This is a genomic window from Priestia sp. VA7 (assembly GCF_055710015.1).
In genome coordinates this window covers 26,231-47,703 of sequence record NZ_JBVQPN010000013.1, presented here as the reverse complement: position 1 = coordinate 47,703, position 21,473 = coordinate 26,231, and the positions used below count along the sequence as shown (strand labels likewise).

Genomic DNA, 21,473 nt, shown 5'->3' with positions numbered 1-21,473 from the left:
TCGTTCTTATAATGATATTATCCTGTTCTTCTAACGTTCATATTATAGTAATTTCACGTTATAATAGTTTTTAAGTTGAACCTAAGTTAAATTAGGTTTTGTGAGTTTCCAAATCTCTTGGAATCCCTTCACTTTAAGTTCAACTTAAGTTAAATTTGAAGTTGTTTAAAAGCTTACTGATTGATTTCTTTAAAAAATGCCTCTGTATAGAATAACATACAGAGACATTTTAAGATTATTATATATTTGTAGCGTGACCTTGTTTAATTGTAACCTTAAACTAAGTTCCTTTTAGCTATTCGAATGTGAAAGAGAAGAGATAATACGCTCATTTGATAGGTATGTCTTTTCCTTTGAGAATAGCTTTAATCTCATAATATCAGGGTGGATCTGTACAGTGGCGGAACGATATTGTAACTCGTGATCTTCTATACTAAGGAAATCAATGTTGAACTTTTCATTGTACTCAGGTTTGAAATAATTAATTAAAGCTGCTTCCGTTACATATAAGATTTGATTATTTAATTCCAGAGGCGGATTCTTTGTAATCTCTTGTAGTTCGAGTAGATCCTCGTCTTCACTGTCTATTGCCTCTAATAACTGTGATTTGAACTCCAATAATAGAAGAGCTAGGTCTTTTTCTGGATAGTCACGTAAAATAGCTTCTTCTACCTTCTGTAACGTAGGATCTGACATTAACTCTTCAGCAGGAAGACGCTCTCCATATTCTCCAAATGCCTGTCCAATATAAACAATCTCTGTATCTAGGTAATACTTTGAATCCTCACGGTAGACATGAAGGAGATTTAATTCGACAGGGCCTTTTTCCCAACCTGTGAATACCATCGCTTTACGTGGCTTCTCATACTCAAATTCAAATTTTCTGTGATCAAATTCTGGCATATCATCCGAAAAAATAGAAATGTCCAGTGTCTCTCTTGAAGTATGTTCTCCTGTCCCAACGATTACGTCAAAACGTATATAATCTTCAAAGAATTGAACAGAATCTTCATCTATATTTAATTTTGGGATGAGTGTAGCCACGTAAATATTATATCTTCGATCATCTGGCGATAAATAATCTAGATCAAAAGGGTAACTCATGCTTAGATGATAAGCCCATGTTTGGAGTCCAAACTCTGACATATATTTGGTATTCATAGCTACCTCCTTAGATCGTACGTTATTTTTGATGGTCATAGACAACCGGAACGTTGTCCATTTTCAAGGTTTTGGCCACAATATAACGACGATAGCCATCCTTTAAAACCTTCGATCCTTTCTCAATCGTTAACGGCTTGTCAAGGTGTCCTGTACGTTTCACAAATTCAATGACTTCTTCTGTTTTCACAGGGTTGGGACGTGTCTTTAAGAAGGCTTCAGGAACGATAATATCGTCAAAACTCACGACATCCTTTGTCCCTTTTGGCTGAATAGGTTTCTGCTTCTTTTGTGGTGCAGCCTTTTTCTCTTGAACAGGTGTTTCGTTCATTTCTGGCTGTACAGTTTTCGCTTCTTTTGCTACAGGCTCTTGTTTTTCTTCCTGCTTACTAGCTGCAACCTCTTGTTGAGCCTTAGAAACCTCTTGTTTGGCTTCTTTCTTATCTTTTGACTCATTGGCTTCTTTATCGTTTTTATTCGGGAGAACGGTAATCTGAAAGCAGATGATCCCAATTTCCCCAGGGCACTCGTCAATGGGAATATCTAACGTTGGTTCCCCTTGAATCAAGATTTTCTCATGCATAATACTCTTTTTTGTTAGTCCGGTTTTATTAAAGGCTTTCTTCGCAACAAACACGGTATACGAAATAAACGTACTCTTCTTCAGTCCTTTAGGAGCAGCAGGTGAACCTTTTTCACGCATATCAAAGGCAACGTAGCGATCGTATTCTCGTAAAGGTCCTGTCGCAGATCCTGTTATTGTCATTTTATGTGGCATCGTGATCTCCTCCTACGTAGGTTTATATATTGATTATTTAGAAGTATGTTCTAAATAATAATACTCTTAGTAAACATCTGCTTCCAAGGGATTTCTTCACTTTTGAATTAGGAAACTGAGCTTTTTAACTGGTCCTGTTGGTGCAATAAAGCTTGTTCCTGTGGTGTTAAGGCTTGTCCTAGATCCTGTTTTAGCTGCGCCATTTCTAACGAACTGTACGTAGAACTGTGCTCTTTGAGTAAGTTTTCTTCTTCTGGCGTTAGTTCTTGCCCTAAATCTTGCTTTAACTGAATCATTTCAAGCTGTTGATCCAAAGAAATAGTTTCTTCTTGTGTACACTCATTTTGCTCCTGTTCAGCTTGTAACCAAGCAGGAACCAATTCCTTGCGGATGATATGTTTAGGCGTAAATAAAGCTGTCTTAGCTTCAGTATGTATGTCTAACTCAGATGTTTGTTGTTCTGTATTCCCTTTTAGTAGATTTGTAAATTGATTGAATGCAATTTGATAAACAAGACGGCACATTTCATCCAGTGATAGGGTAGTACCCTTGTGATTCGCTTCATGGACATATTTATCTAAACCAACAATGGTTGTATAAGCAACTTCATGTACGTGTTCTTTGACAATCTCAATCTCTGTATCTCGTTTTACTGCTTTTGCTGCATTTTGAATACGAGCATAAAAATCTTTTAGTTGATGACCATATTTGCCTGCGTAAACTTGATTTACTTTTTTAGGCACACCTTTGATATAAGCAAATGACTGTGAAGCAGATATTAAATGATTAGTTAAATGATTTTTAGGTAAATCAAGGTTAATAAAGGGTGACGATGCTTTTTCGTCTTCTAAGCTTGGTGTATCAACGTTTTCAGCACTTCCTGGACTTGTCACAGGAGTTGTCACAGGAGTTGTCATTTCTTCTTGCTGAAGCGTTTGGATGCCAGTTGTGTCATGGTCAAAAAAGATTTCCTCACAAATTTGATCAAAATTCGTATGACTTTTAAGGATAAACACATAGCTATCAGGATGAGCACCTGTTGTATCTTCTTTGATATAACGGGCCACGATCATAAACGGTGTTGCCTTTAACGATTTCACAAAGCGAGAAACGGTACTTTGGGATACATCAAATTTTTCCATAAGTGTTTTGGAGTGAATCGCTTGAATGCCTGTGGCAACAAGGTTATAAATCACGTAATCTAACATTTCCATCCGTTTTTTAGGGAATACTTTATGTAGGGCTTCTTGTTGTTGTTTAAAGTATGTACGAAGGGTTTCTAAAAACACTTCTTTCTTTTTACGAAGGGCCGGCTTTTCTTTCCATAACCATTTGAATCGTCCGTTGAAGGTATTTACATCGGGTAAATAGCAAGTCAATATCTTTGTCATTTGTTCATCTTCTCCTTTAAGGAACACAAAAAAGACATTATCTCCCTTGTAAAAGGAAAACAATGCCTCAATTAAGATAAACTAAGCCCTTGAAATAGCTGTCAATTTCGTATAAAATAAAACCATAAGTTTTATTTTGTACAAAACTAACTCTATTAACAAGAGACTTCGACAAGTGTTTTCCCTACCGGGTTTAGGGGGAACGGTTTAAGAGTGTTAGCGCACTACTTAAACAGTTGAAGTCTTTTTTCTATCCGCACGTTTTTGTTAATTCAATTATAGCGTTAAGTAGTCTTATAATTCAATAAAAAATTAGCAAAATATATCAAAACAAGTATTTTTAGCTACGATCCGTTTGTTATTTCTTTAGGAGTCGACTTCATCATAGCTGAATTTGTGGAATCAGGGGAGGGGTATTTTTTTACCCCTCCCTAAATAGTTAAAAATGTGTTATACTACTGCATTTTTATAACGTTAAAGGCTTGGTAATTCGTACACTTTTAATAATAAGGGTAAATAGCTATTCTGGGTAGGGTGATTTTTTCTAATCCTTTTTTGGTAGAGGGGGTGAGAAAAAATCACCCTATTCAATATGCTCATAATATGATACGGGTAGCTTTTAACTATAAAAGCAGAGGGATAGTTTTGGCTTCAAAGATCGTACAGGAAATTCTTATGCTTTGTATAAGCTTCTTTAATGTCTTCTGAATAGTTTTATGCTTTCTTTATCCCCTTAGAAGCTCACAAGGGCTGTTAAAAGTGTCAGCAACGAACTATATAGTTTGCTATTGATAAAACAAACGTAATGTATCTATCAAGACATAGGTATGAAAGCTATTTTTACTCATCAATGGCCTTTTTGAACTTAGCTACTCCAAATCTTCATTTCACTATACTATAGAAGCAGAAAAAGCAGGTTAAGGCCTGCTTTTATAAACTCTACGATTAATCTTCAAATAAATGGTCCATTTCTTCTGCTGCTTCCCGTTTTCTTTTTTCCCTGAACTGCATTTTTTCTTCTTGAATTTTGTGTAGCGCAACTCTTTTGGCTTTCTTAGTAGCTTCTGTTTCATTGAACTGTGTGGACTTAAACTTTTGAATATTTAAATGGTCGTATAAATTATTAACGAGTTCCATTAATACCCGAGTGTCTATCTGTGTGTTCTTTGTCGTTTCTTTTATCTCACTTAACTCATCGTCTAAGTATTGGTAAAACCCACTTGCTCTTTTCAGGTAAGCCTGACCTATTGCGTCAATTGTAGCAGCGTCTAAAAATGTTTCATCAGGCTCATTATTTTTTAATCGTTCATATTTTCGAATGATATCTGCAATGGCATCCCCTGGAAAACGATAGCCTCTTTCTTTCATATGTTTATGAAGATATTCATCAGCCTCTTCACTTAAAGAAATCATTCTTCTGTGTTTGCTTGCTGTCATTATTCTTCATCCCCCCAAAAGAGTTTATTGAATGTGCGATCCATATTTGCCATCGCATCTGAGCATCTTTGCATGGTATCTATCGTTCGATCATACAGATCATCAATAGCTTGTTCTTGCTTTTCTACTTCTTTCATAATGAATAATGTTTCAATTTGTTCTTTCAAAAAAGCTTGTCGAGAAAGGCCTTTTTCTTTGGCTAAACGATCTACTTTACTCACAGCAACCGGACATACATTTCTCACTTTAATCTCCATGTTTGTTCTCCTTTTCTGTGTTTTTATTGCATCACCATAAAAAACGTAAAAAACATCTTGAAGAGCATAAGGGGTTTTTGCCCCCACAGGCTGTGTGGGGTTAGGCAGAGCCTAACAAAACCTTGGGTACAAGGAAATGTTTGCAAGAACCCCCTCAGCGCACCCTCAAATTGAAGGACAGTCCCTTCACCGCACCTTCAGTGATCACAACATTTGTGCTAGAAACCCCTTCACCGACCCTTCATAGTTGATAAATGTCCCCTCAAGGGTCACTTCATTTCGAGGTGTTTTTTGATAAAAATAAGACAGAAGCAAACGATCTTTTTTATTTCTTTCGCACGTTCATGGTCAAAACGGCCATCTGTTTTTGCTTACAATGCAAGTGATTTACGCGTGCTTTTTTACCATCTATGAATCAATTTTTATTCTATAAACGATTACCGTTCTAAAAAAATACACGTTCACAAGATGTCGGTATTTATTTTTTTCATGTTTACATGAGTTAGAAAAACATTTTATAAAAAGGAAAATGAAAAGCCAAGACAGAATGAAAATTGTGATAAAAAAAGATGCGATTCAATCTAATGATGAAAGCATTCAATTCTATGAAGGTGACCAAAAAAGTCTATAAGAAAAGATCCAAAAATTAAGTGAAAAGCAACAAGATTTAGCCGTGAAGTGAAAAAACACATGTTAACAGTAGGTCAACATGTGTTTTTTTGAGGTTCACAGTAGGTTCACATCATTAATTTTTCATGTTCACAGTAGATTCACATAGAGGAATTTAGGTCAACAGTAGGTTCACACTTTAGAGGTTTTCGTGATATCACGGTTTTGCTAGGCTCTGCCTAGCCTATCATCCCGTGTGATAGCAAAAACCCCTTATGCTCTTCTCTCTTTTGTAGTAGGGAACCACAATCTACAGGAAAGGAATAAATATTATGGATTTGTTCTTAAAAAATATTGATCCAATTGTGGTTAAAAAAATAGATGAAATTGAAAAGAAAAAAAGATTTCTTGCAAGGACTTCTTTAAAAGTCAGTTTAGAAAGGAGGGAGGTACTGAGAGAGAGAAAGGATTATGACAAAGAAAGAAAAGAGAAATCATAAAATAGATTCACAAAATTTTTTGCACGGAATAGTGGAGCACATTCTAAAAAAACGGAGTACAACACAGGAAATGGAACGTTAAAAAAAGCAAAAGTTTGAGAGCAAGAGAAGGAATGAAAAGTCCTCTTTTTCCATACTACGATGGTAGAAGGGGGGAAGAAGTAGCAAGCAAAATAAGGCGAAGTTTTTTTAGTTATAGAGGATCTATATTTATAAATTCATAATCAATCAATCGAATAGTATAAAGACTTTTTTCTCTTTCCAGCTTGCGAGCAATGCATATAATCATTACAGAACTCACAATGGGTTAAATCATCCTTTATAATTGGGAGATTAACAATACTCTCACAATAAGGACAAGGTGGTGTAATCACTATAAATCTCTTCTATGTTTTAAAATAGGAGAGCATTAATACTCTCCCTTAAAACTCACGATTCATATTCCTTTTCTTCATCAATCCATCTATCTTCAGTCAATAGCCCACACTTAGGACATTTATATTTTGGATCTAGTTGAGTTGTTATTGCCTCAAAATTACAAGGTTCACATAAATGAATTAAAAACAAGTATTATCACACTCCAAATAAATAGAAACCACATCATCTTTATAGGTTTCATAAGTGATAATAACATCTTTTCCATCCTTTTATATTTATTTTGCACATCCAATTATTTATAAAACTATTCGGATCCAACCAGTAAAAAAGCGACTGCTCATTGTTCAGCAATCGCACCCGACTGTGGAAAATCTCATCTATATGTCTTATTGAACTAAAGCACCCTTTAGCTAAACAAGCAGCAATAGTTATTATATTTGTCCTAAATCTTTAACACATATATCGAATAATTTGTTCGATTTGTCGAGTTTACTTTAACGCAACCCATTCATAATCATTTGAGTGAATTGAGGGCTATATTTTATCAAGTTATCACTATTGATCGCTTGACTCTTCAGTCCCTCCGTGAAAATATGCATAAACATCAATAAAACCTCATCAGAATATGCGGGATTAATTTTCCCTTCTTTACGCCCTTTTTGAAACAGTCTTAAAACTAATCGATCACTTGTTTCTTGTGCATCCTTATCAAAAAAAGTCTGTTCACTTGCAAATTGCTGCATCACATTATGAAAAAATATTGATGTCGTACTTTGGATTTCTTTCATTTTATATTGCGTGAGTTCCATATACGTTTGTTCAAAAGATAAATCACTTTCAATCAATCGTTCGTATTCTTCATGAATAGAGGCAAATGAATTCTGTAACGCAGTATTTATTAAATTATCTTTTGTATTGTAATAATTAAATAAGGTTACTTTACTCACACCCGCCCTTTTTGCAATCTCGTCCATGGTTATATTTGAAATGTCCTTTTGATTCAGCAATTCAAGCGTAGCTTCTTCAATAATTTTCATTTTCTTTTCACGCCTTAGATCAAAGCCATTTTTTTTCGTCATCTTCTCACCACATTTTTTCCGTTTTTTAATTACTTTCTACATATATATAGTATTTCATTTTTTGAACTAATTCAAACATTTTAGTTAAAAATAGTTTGAATTAATATAGATATGAGCGTATATTATGAACTATAAATGTGTTTTTAGTAAAAAATTCGTAGAATAGGGGATGAGACGAATGGTTATAGCAGAAATTAAGGGGCTACAAAAAAAATATAAATCAACCCCCGCCTTAAAAAATGTAACGATGGAATTAAAAAGAGGCGAAGTATTAGGTTTTATAGGACCAAATGGAGCCGGAAAATCGACGACCATCCGCATCCTTCTGGGTATTATAAAGTCTAGTGGAGGAACAGCCAAAATCTTCGGGAAGGATGTCTGGAAAGATTCGATTGAAATCCATAAACGACTTGCCTACGTTCCGGGTGATGTAAATCTTTGGCCAAATTTAACAGGTGGAGAAATTATTGATGTTTTTATGCGACTGCAGGGAACGAAAAACGATGCACGACGCGATGAATTAATTCAAAAATTCCAACTGGATCCTAAGAAAAAAGCACGGACTTATTCAAAAGGAAATCGCCAAAAAGTTGCCCTTATTGCCGCGTTTGCTAGTGATGCAGAACTTTATATTTTTGATGAACCAACTAGTGGTCTTGACCCTCTAATGGAAGCTGTCTTTCAAGAGCAAGTAGAAAATTTAAAGAATCAAGGAAAGTCCATCCTTCTTTCCAGCCACATCTTAAGCGAGGTAGAGCGCTTATGTGACCGCGTAGCGATTATTCGTCAAGGAGAAGTAATTGAAACCGGAACATTAGATGAATTAAGACATTTAACCCAATATCAATACAAGGTTACGACCCGTGACGTACCGATTGGATTAAAACAGGTGAGGGGTGTGCATGACCTAGTGATCAATGGTAAAGAAGCTGTTTTCCAAGCTGATAGTGATCAAATTGAGTCCATTCTAGAAGCAATCATTCCTTACCATGTAACAAAGCTCGAGAGTGTACCGCCGACTCTTGAAGCGTTGTTTATGCGCCATTACACTGGAAAGTAGGTGAGAAAAATGAAAAATCGCTTTAATATGACTGGAATGCTCTTTCTTCATACATTACGTAGAGATTGGTTAAAGCTTCTCATTTGGGCAGTGGCCTTAAGTCTTTTCACAGGCGGCTTTGCGAGTGCAATGTATGAAATCTATGGAAAAGACCCTGCTGGATTGATGGCTATGTATGAAACCTTAAAGAATCCAGCAATGATTGCCATGCTTGGACCAACATCAGCTGCTGCCGAAACGTATACAGTGGGAGCAATGTACGCACATGAAATGATCCTCTTTACGTCACTCGTATTTGCCATTGTATCGATTATGCATGTAATAAGTCGAACAAGAAAAGAAGAGGATGATGGAACAACAGAGCTTATTCGTTCTTTTCAAGTTGGTCGACTGGCCAACACGACAGCAGTCGTTATCGAAATGTTCCTTCTACATTTGGTCATAAGCGTTCTTTCTACAGGCTTGCTACAAGTCCAAGGTGTACCTGGAATGGATTTTCATAGTAACTTATTATATTCCTCTTCATTAGGTATGCAAGGGTTCTTATGGGCGATGATTGCACTCATATTTGCCCAATTAGCTGCTGGAGCTGGAAGTGCAAGGGGACTGAGCTTCTTTACTCTCGGCTTTTTTTACATTCTTCGAATGGTAACAGATATGAAAGCACCAGATGGTTCTTGGTTCAACCCGTTAGGGTGGAGTTATCTAGTAAATGTTTACATTAGTGATAGCTGGCTTCCAATCGTCATTGCTTTTGTTGCCAGTATCGTTTTCATTGCAGTTTCTTATCTTTTGGAACAAGTTCGAGATATGGGAGCTGGATATTTACCAGAACGCGCTGGTCATGCACATGCAAAAGAACGTATGTTGAGTCTTCCTGGTCTTGTATTACGACTGCAAAAAATATTTATTATTGGCTGGCTTTTTGCCCTCTTTATATGTGGAGCTATGTATGGGTCCATTTTTGGAGATATGGATGATTTTGTAAGTGGGAATGAAATCATGAAGCAAATGTTCCTTCATAATTCAGATTACACCATACAAGAACAATTTATGAGCGTTCTCTTCGTGATTTTATCTCTATTGACTACGATTTTTATTGTAGGAAGTCTCATGAGGCTCGTAAACGAAGAAAAGAAAGGGCGCTGGGATCAGCTTTATGCCACTAAATTAAGTCGCACCAAATTTTACTGGTACCACATGATAATAGCTTCCATACTAGGAGTGGTTGGACAATTTTCTGCAATATTAGGGCTCTATTTGGCCCAACGAAGTGTCATGGAAACACCGTTAAGTTTCTGGGAAATTACTAAGGATGGGATTGTGTGGATACCTGCGATTTTCTTCTTTATCGGCATTTTGTCTGTCCTAATTGGTTGGTTGCCGCGCTTTACGATGATTATTTGGGCTTATCTAATATTTGCTTTCTTTATCAGTTATTTTGGGCAAATGATGGAGATTCCAGAATTCGTAACCAACCTAGATGTATTTAGCTATATTCCAAAAATTCCAATTGAAGAATGGAAATGGGGAGCCATCTTCCCCATCAAATTATTGGCTCTCTTCATAATCGTTATTGGTTTCATCGGCTATAAAAAACGGGATTTAGTAAGTGAGTAAAAAAGAAAAGGATTTTAACGAAACCACTGAAAAAGTGATCGTTTGTAAAAAATTAAAGATTTTAGGGATATCTAAATGTATCCTCAAGCAAGAAACGGGCCTTAGAAGCAACTCTAGAGGTCCGTTTTTTTATGACTATATAATGAAGAACATATCTATTTGTCGACAATACAATAATCCAAAAAGGTACACCTTTTTAGACTGTGTAGAATAAAATAAAATAACGTCTATTTAGTTAATAAAATAAGCCTTTATATACGTATAAAAAAGCTATTTACCTTTATAGACAATATGTCATACTCAATTTTAGTTACTATAATCACGATTATCAGCAGTTTATTTCATATTTAGCTTTCTGAATAACATCTGTTATAAATGGTGCTTTTGCTTCTGTATACGCAACCCGATCAAAAGTATATTTTTGAGCCAATTTAAGTTTTAACTGATTATATTGATCACGTATATCTGTATATTTCCTTAGATAATCTCGAAATAAAATATTGTTATTCCATTCTTCACTTTCGTATTTATATATGTGTAAGTGATGTGTTCCAGCTCGCCATAATCCCTTTCTAAAAAACCTTCTATTTGGAAATTCCCTGTGAAATACATGCTCATATCCAATATTACTTAGTGGTTCAATAAAATCGTCTACTTCTTCTAAATTACGAACTCCAACCATAATGTCTAATATTGGTTTAGCTCCTAACCCTTTAACAGATGTACTTCCAATATGCTCAATTGAAATAGCCTTATTACTCATAATACCTCTTAAAAACTTTTGCTCTTCCTTAAAAGATAAAGCCCAATTGGACGTATATTTCTCAATAACTACTTGTTTATCCATATGTATGTCTCCTTATTTCTCTTTTGAATATAATACCAATTTTAAATATATCAAAAGAATTTAAGTTATCGGAATACAAGTAATAAAAATAATACATGGTCCTTACCAGGTGGAGGAGTAGAAAGAGGGGAAACTCTAAAACAGGCAGCGATTCGAGAAACAAAAGAGGAAACTGGATACGACATTGATGTAGACAATATCGTTAGCTTAAATGAAGCATTTATAGATCATCATCATGTCTTTTTTGTTGTATTTAGAGGTCAAATTATAAAAGAACCAAAGCAAATCCCAGAAGAAGAAAATATCCGAAAGGTGGAATGGGTTGATCTAAAAACAGCAGATAAATTAATGTCTTATTACCCTAACGGTATCAGTAATCTAATTAGTACAACTGGTGCCCAATACATAGTGCAAAGATAAAGATTAGTTCTAAAACTACATTTAATCCAGTGTATATCATATACAAAGTTAGCTCATGTTCTAGGAAATTAAAAAGCTAGCGAATGCTAGCTTTTTAAAGAACCTATCTTGAAATAACTGTTTCCTCTTGTAAAAATAACTGATTAAGAGTTTGTGTAATCATATTCGCTGTTTCTTTTTTATTGGCACACTCGTGTATGTCATTATTTTGATTAATTATATAATGTGTAGCTGAATTAACATGTAAAGAATCAGAAGTATTCGCCACCATTAAATTAGCCTTGGAAGTACCCATTCTTATTTTAGCTCTCTCTATTAGGGTTTCTTTATCTACATCACTTTCCAGCTTAAATCCCACTAGTATTAAATTAGAATTCCATTCTTTGATTTGTTTTAAAACTTTAGGTGCTTTCTTAAAGTGAATAACTGGGGGATTATCGCTTGATATTTTTCCATTCTGGGGAATAAGGTTCCCCTCTTGGTCCAACATCTTGTCTACTATCCAATCCGATCCTGCAGCAGTCATAATAACAGCATCTATCTTTCCACTTAAGATAATGGCTTTCATTTTGTCTTGAAGATCTACTATTCCTTCAAAGCTTTCTAACTTTAAATTCCCTGAATCCTTATCAGAGGGTTTTTCTGCAAAATAGCCGTGTAAATATATAACCGTTGCTCCTTGTGCTAATGCGTCCTCTGCGATCATTTTTCCTATTTTACCTTTAGCTAAATTAGTGTGTCCCCTAACCTCGTCCCATTTTTCTATACATCCACCACTAGTAATAAGTATATTTTTACCTAACATTGTTTTTCCCCTTTTTTAATTCTATTTTATTACATAAGTAAATATTAAAGAATCCATACCTAAATTAGAATACATAAATGTCATCAAGGGAACTTTAAAGGTTATTTTACAATATTTTCATATGAAATCATTGACATTATTGGTACCTAGTACTAATATCAAATTATATATCTTGGTATAAAAGAAGGGTGAATAGTATGAATTCAACTGCGCGTATTACAGCTATTGGTACATATGTACCTGAAAAAAGACTTACGAATGATGATTTAGAGAAAATAGTTGATACAAATGATGAATGGATTGTGCAGCGAACTGGCATGAGGGAAAGAAGAATTGCTGATGAAAACGAATATTCTTCTAACTTAGCTATTAAAGCAATTGAAAACTTAGTGGAGCAATATCAGAAAGAGTTGATTGATGTAGATTGTATTGTTGTTTCAACAACAACACCTGACTATGCGTTTCCAAGTGTGGCCAGTCAGATACAAGACTACTTCGACATTCCTCAAACAGGTGCTCTAGACTTCAACGCTACTTGTGCCGGCTTTACATATGGATTACATATGGCAAACGGGTTTATTACATCTGGACTTCATCAGAAAGTTTTAGTCGTTACAGCAGAAACTTTATCAAAGGTTACAGATTATACGGATCGTACTACTTGTATCTTATTTGGGGATGGAGCTGCGGCTGTTTTAGTGGAAAAAGATGCAGAGCGTCCAAGCTTTATAGCTACACACATTGGGACAAATGGAAAAGGAGGTAAACATGTATACCGTACAAATTTATCTACTACTATGCATGGGCAACCTTTAAGTGCTAGTGGCAAGATGGTTCAAAACGGAAGAGAAGTGTATAAGTGGGCAGCTCGCACAATCCCCTTAGGTATAAGTGAATTACTAAATGAAGCTAATTTGCAAAAAGATGAAATAGATTGGTTTGTTCCACACAGTGCCAACTTACGAATGATTGAGTCTATATGTGAAAGATCAGACTTTCCACTAGACAAGACTTTGACTAGTGTAGAATATATGGGTAATACTTCTTCTGTTTCAATTCCACTAGCGTTGCAAATAGGGATAAATAAAGAGAAATTAAAAAATGGAGACGTCCTCTTACTTTACGGGTTTGGAGGAGGCCTTACACATGCAGGGCATATTATTAAATGGGATTTAGCAAAGTAATAAGAATTCATGAAAAGCTCTTTTTTACTAATTAAGGGCTTTTCGATATTCTAAAAATGTATACTCTATACAAAATTAGTTAACATAACCATTATTACAGGAACCAGAACAAGTAAAACCCCTTTTCAAAGAACATTGTCTTGAAAAGGGGTTTTTACTTATAAAATCTTTTTAATTTTTAATACTTGTTTCGAAATAATGAATGAAAAAGTTGCTGCTATGATAGAACCTAAAAATGTATAGTTGGGAGATTCATTTCCATAGATATTGACGGTTGAACTACTGAAATGTTGTGAAGCTTCAGGTACATATGTAAGTGTAAGAAATAGACCTAAAACAGTTTTAAAAGCAAACAGTAACCCTATAAAGCTAAGAATGAATACGACATAGCTTTTCAAAATAGTGCCTCCTTTAGTTCATCCATCTTTCATTCAACTCAATTTAAATCCAATTATAACATTATTTTCAAAATATTAGTATAAAAACCACTTACCATAATGTAGTTTATAGTCAGTAAATAAAAATAAAGTGGTTATTTACTTAAGATGCTAATATAAATAAAAAAACTCTATTAGAAGATGGCATAATGCGACTGTTTATTGCATGCATAGTAATTATTCCGCAAGCAAACTATATAAGAAAAATAGGAAGGGTTACTCTATGAAAAAAAGCTTAATGACTCTTTTTTTATGTAGTATGTTTACAGTTATAACCTCTTTAGGCAGTCCCACGAATCTCATAACAGTAAAGGCAGACAAGGCCATTCCCTCACATGCAAAATGGGGAAGGATTGCTATGCAAAAAGCCAACGAAGAATATCCTAATGCCAAAATTTATGATTACCTTCATGTAAAACGACAAGAAAAAGGACAATACTCACTTGAAACATTTAAATTGTGGCTTAACGAAAATAATAACAAGTTTGAAGTCATGGTTCACATTAAATTTGAGACAACTACAGAAAAAATCTTAAATGTGAGGATAAAGAAAAACATTTCTTCTAGTATTGCTGCTCCAATTCCTGCTAAGAAATACAGTCATATTGTTTATTATTATACAGAAGAAGGAATCTTATATAATCAACAATTTCAACGGGCTTTTGAACAATTAGAAAGACCAGACATGATAAAATGTAAAATTTCATTAGAGCAAAACGGTCAAGAAAGTGAAGTAGTATTTGGAGTAAATAACGTAGAAAACGAGAATGGGAAAAAATTACACACACATATGAAAAGGCATATAAATGACCTTATCAAAAGAGAGAAATCTAACTCCAAGAAAATAGTATCTATAAGGGTTCTTGAACTTTCTTATGAATACAACGAAAGTGAGAAAGAAAACCCTGGAGGTGGAAAAGCGATAGACATTTTATTCAAAGGTTTAAAAGATACCAAGATTAAAAAGTTCAATAAAGAGAGAAGAGAAAAAGCACTAAAAGAGTTTTTTAACAACCGTTAAAGAATGATGTTAAGGTACTGAAGATTGAATAGATACAGGGCGAATAAAAAGGGCACCTCAAATGAAGTGCCTTTGATTAAAACTGTATACTAAAGCCCTTAAACTCATGGATTCCTGTACCAAATGTAATAAGTTCTTTTTCCCTTAAAAATTCAACTGCATATTTTACTTCTTCTAAAATCGTAGGCTTAAGACCCAGCGTATTATGAGAACCAAAAATCATATTAACATTTTTTATGTTTGCTATCTTCTCTAATGAATTCACTAAATCAACAGGACTCGTTGAAGGATAAAATGCATAAATAGGAGTTTTATCATAAAGTAAGTCCCCCGTAAATAGATATCCATTTATAGCATCATAAATAGATAAATGTCCTGGAGAGTGTCCTGGAGTATGATAAATAATCAACTTTCGATTCCCTAAATTAATAACATCTTGATCTTTTAATAATCCAGTTGGAACTCCTTGAAAAGGCTTATATGTTTCAGGGTTAAATGTTTGAGGTGTGGGAAGTGTAATATCTCGATTAATGTCTTTTCTTATTTGCTCTATAGGCAACCCTTGAATACCATTAATTAACCAATCTTTATCTCCTTCATGAACGTAAATTTTATCAAATTCTCCATGACTCCCAATATGGTCGACATGAACATGAGTAGTAATAACCTCGATTGGTAGATGGGTTAGTTTATCTGTAATTCTCTTTATACTATCAATTCCAAGACCTGTATCTACAAGTGCAGCCTTCTCTTCTCCAATAAGCAAAAAAGAATGGACTTTTTCCCAATGTCCATATTCACTAATAGCATAAGTCTTGTCATCAATTTTTTGAGTTGTAAACCAAGGATCTTTAATCATAAAAAAACCTCCAACATAGTGACTTACTACCAAACTTCTCTATGCTTGTAATTATGTCCTCTTAAAACCTTCAATCACCCATAAAATAGAGTGCATACTATATAAAAAATCAGTTTACATAACCATTATTCTCAGAAACCATAAGATAAACTTATGGTTTCTTTAATTTTTCTGTAATTTTCTTACATGTCTATTATATATAAAATTAAGATGAAGAACTTATCTAATATCTTAATTTTAGGAGGGATTGGATGTCTTTTACTTTTAAAGCAATTGATCATATCCAACTAGCTGCTCCACAAGGTACTGAAGAAGAAGCAAGAAATTTTTTTATTAAAATATTAGGATTTAAAGAATTAGAAAAACCAGAAAACCTTAAAAAAAGAGGGGGAGTATGGTTTGGATTTGCTAATTACCAAGTTCATATTGGAATAGAGAATCCATTTTCACCAGCAAAAAAAGCACATCCAGCATTCGAGGTCGAAAATATCAACATATTAAAAGATCATTTAAGAGCCAATAATGTCCATTTTATTGAAGATGATAACCTTCCCGGAGCAGAAAGATTTTATATGAACGATCCTTTTGGTAACCGATTAGAAATCTTAGAATGGAAATAATCTGAGGGTGTATACGATATACACAGCTCCCTCTATAAATTGAGTAATATCAAGGGTTTATAGGAGAAAAATAAAGCCTTTGCTTTTTAGCAAAGGCACAATCATCTTAATTAGCTGGTTCTTTAGGATTTACTGAACTAACCAAGCTTTAAAAAACTTATCATTCTTTAAATTAAAGTAATGCTTAGTAAATCGAATAAATTCCTTTGTATCTACTTCCTTATACTTATATTCTTTATAATAACTTCTTAAAAATTTCTCTGCTTCTTTTTTTCCTCCTCTCTTCTCAAATAACTTCCATAACATTACGTTTGATTTTCCATAAACATATGAACTACTGTTATTACCGTATTGGTCTAGTGGTAAATTTACTGGAAGAGGTTTAAGATTCTCTATTTGTCTGTCCATCAATTTATATGGTATATCCTGCTCTGACTTAGAGAACAGATACAAAGTTGTAGCAAAATCAGCAAATCCTTCGTCTAACCAAGCATTATGATAAGGATCATTACTAATAACACCGTAAAACCACTGGTGAGCTATTTCATGCACCACCATTCTCTTCAACGATTCATCACTAACTGAAGCATTGTAGATTGAATGGGCTGTTACTACACCTGGGTACTCCATTCCTAACTGATCTACTATAATATCTAATTGTTTGAAGGGATATGGACCGATATTTTTTTGAAAATAGTCGAGAGCAGATGAAGCTTCTGTGCTTATTTCTTTATACAACGTATCATCTTTATTTAGTCCTAAAACTCTAATGTTTACATTCCCTTCATTTTTTTCGGTAATTAAAGGATTCTTCAGTAATGCTATGAAAATTTCTTTAGTGTTTTTAACTTCAAAAACACCTTTTTTCTCACTTGGGAACTTGTCATTTTCACCTGTTGAAACAATTGTATAATCATCAGGAATGTTATATGTTACCTTAAAATCACTAAATGCAGTATGGTAGGTTTCTCCCTTAAAACGATATTCTTCCTTATTCCATTTATGGTCTCTATAGGTTGCAACCATTGGGTAGAATTGAGCCAAATAATAATTTTCATGACTTTTGGTAAACCTTAAGCCGTTCTCAGGAAGAGTAAAATCATAGTTGAATTTAACTTTTATTTCTTTACCTTTCTGTAATTCTTCTTTTAGAGGAACATTTAAGGTATCTTTCTTTAATTCAAAACCGGACGTTTGCCCATTAACACTAACTTCATTTAAATGAATAGTGGATGGTTGATCTAATTGAGAAGAAATACTTTTTGTAAACATATTTGGAATAAAATAAAAAACGATATTTCCCCATGAATCTTCAGAAATGTTTTTTATAGTTACGGTTGATTCTAAGTGAAATGTTCCTTCTTCATTCATCGTTAACTCCATGTCATACTTACTGTCACTTCCTGATGCCACACTTTTCGGAGTAAAACTTATTTTATGATCTTTTTCAAGTGAACTAGAATTCACACTCTCCATGTTTTTAATAGTTCCTAGGAAAATTACAGGTATTAAAACTAAAATGAGTATAAGTAATAAAATTAACTTTTTGCTTATGACAACCACCTCTTCTTTTTATAAGTGCATTATATTCTGGTTATTCAACACCAATATTTTGTATACCTTCCATGAATTTGAAATAACAAGTCTGTCTGAATAGCGAAAAAGAGTTGCTAATCTTAGCAACTCTTCTCACATCATTAAGTTATAGTATCTAAGGGCAGTTCATATAAAAGAGGATATTGGAACCAAAATAAAAACAGAGCATTGATATACAAGGGCTCTGTTTTTTCTTTTAGGGGTTGCGTCAGGAAAATGCGGATTTACAATGCTAAGGAAATGTCACCTATTAAAAAAGCCGATTTCCATCCAAGGAATCGACTTTTTTAGTTATTCTTAATCAACTAACGCATCCGTTAGCTGAAAAAGGAGTCAATTTACGAAAAAAAGACCCATAAAGCGAAGGCACCTATTACAATTGGAATGATGGATGACAGGATAAGAATTATTTTTGCTGCGATGTATGATTTACTCGCTATTTTGTGAAAAAGAATCATATCCTGTTCTGACCAAGAAGCATAGGTATCATTTCTTATCCATTTCCACTTCTTAACTTCCTTCCAATGTTCCTCTTCCGTATATTTTAACAAAACCAATATGAAAAAGATTATTCCTGGAATTAAAAACAATAATCCAACAACCAAAGCATCCAATCTTTCTCCTCCTAAAAGGCTGTAATACACATCATTTTATCAGAAAACAATCATTTAGCCTTTAGGTAGAATATGGACATTCTTCTTCAACAAACCTGCCCCGTTAGTTTAAGTCACTATCATTCACAATTTCAATAGAGTAGAACCTATTGAGACACATTCAAAGTACCTCTAAATTAGGCTATATAATGTCTCATAAGACTTGTATCAAAATGCTTATCGTTGTAAATGCGCATTTTCCTGACTCTACCCCTTTTAACCACTGTAAAACTCATTTTTAGTTTTATCCCGAGTACGATTGGAACTAATCTTAGAATCAACAAAAATAGAAAAAACTAATGTAAAAGTACATAGACCTAACAATAACATCAAACTTTGATATCCTATTTGATCAAGTAAAAAACCAATTATCACAAGACATAATTGCATAATTGTTCGATCAATCATTGTCTTAAAGGAAAAGAATCTTCCATGGATATCTGAGGGCACTTTTTGTTGAGAATATGTATATAATAGAGGGTTAAACATACCATACGCTAAACCAAATAGAGCGAATGCCAAAACTGTTATATAGACATTTGATATGGATAATAAAAGTTGGGCTATTCCCATTAAACAGCAAGCAAGCAACAGAATTAAAACATGCCTTTTATATCGTTTTATTATCCTTTTGATGAATAGTCCCGCAACTAATATACTTGTACCTTCTACAAAATAGAGAAGTCCCATAATAAAACCAGGCCGGCCTTCGCCCACTTCAATAACAAATAAATTAAATCCTGAAATAAAAATGAGAGGAATAATAGATACTCCTAGAACAATTTTTATTGAATGATTTCTTAGAATAATAGGAAAGATATCTTTAAATTTAGTCTTAGCCTTTTTAACATTCAGCTCTAAGTCTTCAGGAATAATAAGCAAAAAGTTGATGAAATACAAAGTAAGATAAGCAATAAGAGCAATTAGAAACAATACATGTAAAGGCGCAACAGTTAGTAATAAACCTGCTAATACAGCACCAAAGATCCTTGATAATGTAATGATGTTTATATTAATTGCGTTAACCGTAATCAAATCCTCTTTATCAACTATTGAAGGCAAAATCGTCTGTATTGTGGGATTGAAAAATGACGCAGAACAACCAATTCCTATGCTATATATAACCATCCAATAAATTGATCCTGTATATATAGCAATTAACATGGCTATAACAGAAACAATCCTCATTATCCCCACTAATTTCAAGACTTTCACCTTGGACGTCACATCTATATAACGTCCTGCATATGGACCTATGATAACACCTATAATCCCTCCAATAACAAGAAAAAAAGCCTGGAGAACATGAGATTTAATATGCATTTGTAAGAATTGCAAATTACCAATTGTACCGAACCATATCCCGAGTTGAAACACTAACTGACTTCCTAATACAATACTTAAATTTTTATTCTGTAATATAGTTTTAAAGAAATTCACTTCTACCCCCTAAATATAAAATTCCTATTAATTCCATTTTATCAAAAATTAGATTTTAAGGCATCCTGTATACTGTATTCAATTTTAGTTTACATAGTTCATGTTCTAAGAAGCTACAATAACAACAAAATTCAAAACTTCCTTATAGGAGTATCGTGAGACGAAGGCGAATTTACAACGACAGTCCATTAAAAAGTCGATTCCTGAATGTTATCAGAAATCGACTTTTTATTTTATCTTGTTCAACTCAAGCACCATTTAATTAAACAAGAATCCTTGTACATATTACATTTATATCAAAATAAGGAATTATTTACGCTGGTTAGCAGTATCGAAGAAGAGTAAATGTTGCTTTATAATGTTAAACAGAAAGGCGTGAAAATACATATGAAATATTTAACCATTGGCCTTATTATAATACTTTTAGTTGGAGGAACTATTTATATGTTCAACAAAAAAAACAATACAAACAGCTATGAAGAAGCACCATTTGCAGCTGGAATGAATTTTAATCTTGAGGAAGTTGATCCTTTTTTAAAAAATTTATCATCCTCAGTATTAGATTCAGATTTTAGTCAAGACGAAATCAATACTATTCAATCTGCAATTGGCACAATGAAAAAGGACAACGAATTAAAAGAAATTGGAACTTTTGATGTTATTTATAAAGGTAAACCGACAAAAATACGTATCACAGCTGAAATTCATATTGAAGATGATGCAAAAGAGGTTGTTCTATATATGTATAGTATTCAAGAATTAGTTGACATTATAGATGAAGAAATGCTGAAAACTGAAGACAAAAGAGATATGTAAGTATAAAGAGATGTTGTAATTCACATCTCTTTCTTTAACTCCTCTCCCTTTTAGACAATAAGAAAAAGGATACAACAATACCTTACTCTTGAACTCAAGCACGATTAGCTCAAGAAGCTATAGGATATAAAATTTTAGTTAACATAACCATGATTATATTTAGTTTATTTTCTTCCATACCACTAAGTAAATCTAAACTTACTTTATTAAAAATAACGTTAATTATTACACACTTTGTAGAAAAACCCACAATTTGTCGTCATAAAGAGTAAATAGTTAAACTAATTATTTTTATAAAATACTTTACTATTTACTCATATATTCAAGTTACTTTTATATAAGTTATAAATAACCTGAATACGTTATATTTCTAATTAATACATCAGTTTAAAATGAAAAAACTGAGTGATTTAATAAATTCCATTATAATTCTTCCATACAACCTTTATTTCTAACCTTATCGTATTGAAATATCCTCCCTCACCTAAAATGTAATATATTACTA

21 protein-coding genes are annotated in these 21,473 nt (G+C 33.5%); 8 read left to right on the top strand and 13 right to left on the bottom strand.

Going from position 1 to position 21,473, the window contains the following annotated elements; genetic code table 11:
* Positions 1-291: 291 nt before the first annotated feature.
* The 5 genes from AC0C45_RS27690 to AC0C45_RS27670 all read right to left on the bottom strand — a co-directional run bounded on the left by AC0C45_RS27690 (position 292) and on the right by AC0C45_RS27670 (position 5,024).
* Positions 292-1,161, bottom strand: coding sequence for a hypothetical protein (locus tag AC0C45_RS27690; RefSeq protein ID WP_472929161.1), 870 nt, complete (start codon positions 1,159-1,161; stop codon positions 292-294).
* Between the two features lie 22 nt (positions 1,162-1,183).
* Positions 1,184-1,939, bottom strand: a complete 756-nt coding sequence (locus AC0C45_RS27685) for a ParB N-terminal domain-containing protein (RefSeq protein ID WP_472929160.1) — start codon at positions 1,937-1,939, stop codon at positions 1,184-1,186.
* 107 nt (positions 1,940-2,046) lie between these two features.
* Entirely contained in the window at positions 2,047-3,330 is a 1,284-nt protein-coding gene (locus AC0C45_RS27680; protein ID WP_472929159.1) for a replication protein, read from the bottom strand.
* A gap of 945 nt (positions 3,331-4,275) precedes the next feature.
* Entirely contained in the window at positions 4,276-4,767 is a 492-nt protein-coding gene (locus AC0C45_RS27675) for a hypothetical protein (protein ID WP_472929158.1), read from the bottom strand.
* The gene (locus AC0C45_RS27670) at positions 4,767-5,024 is read right to left on the bottom strand and encodes a hypothetical protein (RefSeq protein WP_472929156.1); all 258 of its coding nucleotides are present in this window, start codon (positions 5,022-5,024) and stop codon (positions 4,767-4,769) included. The genes AC0C45_RS27675 and AC0C45_RS27670 overlap by 1 nt, the downstream gene beginning before the upstream one ends.
* A gap of 941 nt (positions 5,025-5,965) precedes the next feature.
* Here AC0C45_RS27670 and AC0C45_RS27665 point away from each other — a divergent pair.
* The gene (locus AC0C45_RS27665; protein ID WP_172802909.1) at positions 5,966-6,133 is read left to right on the top strand and encodes a hypothetical protein; all 168 of its coding nucleotides are present in this window, start codon (positions 5,966-5,968) and stop codon (positions 6,131-6,133) included.
* Positions 6,134-7,005: 872 nt separating this feature from the next.
* Here the strand turns inward: AC0C45_RS27665 and AC0C45_RS27660 are convergent.
* The gene (locus tag AC0C45_RS27660) at positions 7,006-7,590 is read right to left on the bottom strand and encodes a TetR/AcrR family transcriptional regulator (protein ID WP_034656270.1); all 585 of its coding nucleotides are present in this window, start codon (positions 7,588-7,590) and stop codon (positions 7,006-7,008) included.
* Between the two features lie 178 nt (positions 7,591-7,768).
* On the opposite strand from AC0C45_RS27660, the gene AC0C45_RS27655 reads away from it, so the two are divergent.
* Both AC0C45_RS27655 and AC0C45_RS27650 read left to right on the top strand, forming a co-directional pair.
* Positions 7,769-8,650, top strand: coding sequence for an ABC transporter ATP-binding protein (locus AC0C45_RS27655; RefSeq protein ID WP_201773242.1), 882 nt, complete (start codon positions 7,769-7,771; stop codon positions 8,648-8,650).
* Between the two features lie 9 nt (positions 8,651-8,659).
* The gene (locus AC0C45_RS27650) at positions 8,660-10,270 is read left to right on the top strand and encodes an ABC transporter permease (protein WP_472929155.1); all 1,611 of its coding nucleotides are present in this window, start codon (positions 8,660-8,662) and stop codon (positions 10,268-10,270) included.
* A 328-nt stretch (positions 10,271-10,598) separates the two neighbouring features.
* On the opposite strand, the gene AC0C45_RS27645 is transcribed toward AC0C45_RS27650, so the two are convergent.
* Positions 10,599-11,117: a GrpB family protein gene (locus AC0C45_RS27645; RefSeq protein WP_472929153.1), complete on the bottom strand. Its 519-nt coding sequence runs from the start codon at positions 11,115-11,117 to the stop codon at positions 10,599-10,601.
* Positions 11,118-11,162: 45 nt separating this feature from the next.
* Between AC0C45_RS27645 and AC0C45_RS27640 the strand changes: the two genes are divergently transcribed.
* A complete protein-coding gene (locus AC0C45_RS27640; protein ID WP_472929168.1) occupies positions 11,163-11,537 on the top strand; it encodes an NUDIX hydrolase in 375 nt (124 codons plus the stop codon).
* Positions 11,538-11,640: 103 nt separating this feature from the next.
* Here the strand turns inward: AC0C45_RS27640 and AC0C45_RS27635 are convergent, their stop codons facing one another.
* The gene (locus tag AC0C45_RS27635) at positions 11,641-12,342 is read right to left on the bottom strand and encodes a phosphopantothenoylcysteine decarboxylase domain-containing protein (protein WP_472929151.1); all 702 of its coding nucleotides are present in this window, start codon (positions 12,340-12,342) and stop codon (positions 11,641-11,643) included.
* 197 nt (positions 12,343-12,539) lie between these two features.
* Here AC0C45_RS27635 and AC0C45_RS27630 point away from each other — a divergent pair, with 197 nt between their 5' ends.
* Positions 12,540-13,526, top strand: a complete 987-nt coding sequence (locus AC0C45_RS27630; RefSeq protein WP_472929150.1) for a beta-ketoacyl-ACP synthase 3 — start codon at positions 12,540-12,542, stop codon at positions 13,524-13,526.
* A gap of 158 nt (positions 13,527-13,684) precedes the next feature.
* Here the strand turns inward: AC0C45_RS27630 and AC0C45_RS27625 are convergent, their stop codons facing one another.
* Positions 13,685-13,924: a hypothetical protein gene (locus AC0C45_RS27625; protein ID WP_472929148.1), complete on the bottom strand. Its 240-nt coding sequence runs from the start codon at positions 13,922-13,924 to the stop codon at positions 13,685-13,687.
* A gap of 262 nt (positions 13,925-14,186) precedes the next feature.
* On the opposite strand from AC0C45_RS27625, the gene AC0C45_RS27620 reads away from it, so the two are divergent.
* Positions 14,187-14,984: a DUF3889 domain-containing protein gene (locus AC0C45_RS27620; RefSeq protein ID WP_472929146.1), complete on the top strand. Its 798-nt coding sequence runs from the start codon at positions 14,187-14,189 to the stop codon at positions 14,982-14,984.
* A 76-nt stretch (positions 14,985-15,060) separates the two neighbouring features.
* On the opposite strand, the gene AC0C45_RS27615 is transcribed toward AC0C45_RS27620, so the two are convergent.
* A complete protein-coding gene (locus AC0C45_RS27615; RefSeq protein ID WP_472929145.1) occupies positions 15,061-15,843 on the bottom strand; it encodes an MBL fold metallo-hydrolase in 783 nt (260 codons plus the stop codon).
* Between the two features lie 251 nt (positions 15,844-16,094).
* Between AC0C45_RS27615 and AC0C45_RS27610 the strand changes: the two genes are divergently transcribed.
* Positions 16,095-16,463 carry a VOC family protein gene (locus tag AC0C45_RS27610; RefSeq protein ID WP_472929143.1) on the top strand — a complete coding sequence of 123 codons (369 nt, stop codon included), beginning with the start codon at positions 16,095-16,097 and terminating at the stop codon, positions 16,461-16,463.
* A 129-nt stretch (positions 16,464-16,592) separates the two neighbouring features.
* Here the strand turns inward: AC0C45_RS27610 and AC0C45_RS27605 are convergent, their stop codons facing one another.
* The 3 genes from AC0C45_RS27605 to AC0C45_RS27595 all read right to left on the bottom strand — a co-directional run bounded on the left by AC0C45_RS27605 (position 16,593) and on the right by AC0C45_RS27595 (position 20,152).
* On the bottom strand, positions 16,593-17,939 hold the full coding sequence (locus AC0C45_RS27605; RefSeq protein ID WP_472929142.1) for a M1 family metallopeptidase: 1,347 nt from the start codon (positions 17,937-17,939) through the stop codon (positions 16,593-16,595).
* A gap of 458 nt (positions 17,940-18,397) precedes the next feature.
* Positions 18,398-18,673, bottom strand: coding sequence for a hypothetical protein (locus AC0C45_RS27600; protein WP_062687347.1), 276 nt, complete (start codon positions 18,671-18,673; stop codon positions 18,398-18,400).
* Positions 18,674-18,928: 255 nt separating this feature from the next.
* A complete protein-coding gene (locus tag AC0C45_RS27595) occupies positions 18,929-20,152 on the bottom strand; it encodes an MFS transporter (RefSeq protein WP_472929141.1) in 1,224 nt (407 codons plus the stop codon).
* A 444-nt stretch (positions 20,153-20,596) separates the two neighbouring features.
* On the opposite strand from AC0C45_RS27595, the gene AC0C45_RS27590 reads away from it, so the two are divergent.
* Positions 20,597-20,968: a hypothetical protein gene (locus AC0C45_RS27590; RefSeq protein ID WP_472929140.1), complete on the top strand. Its 372-nt coding sequence runs from the start codon at positions 20,597-20,599 to the stop codon at positions 20,966-20,968.
* Positions 20,969-21,473: the final 505 nt, after the last annotated feature.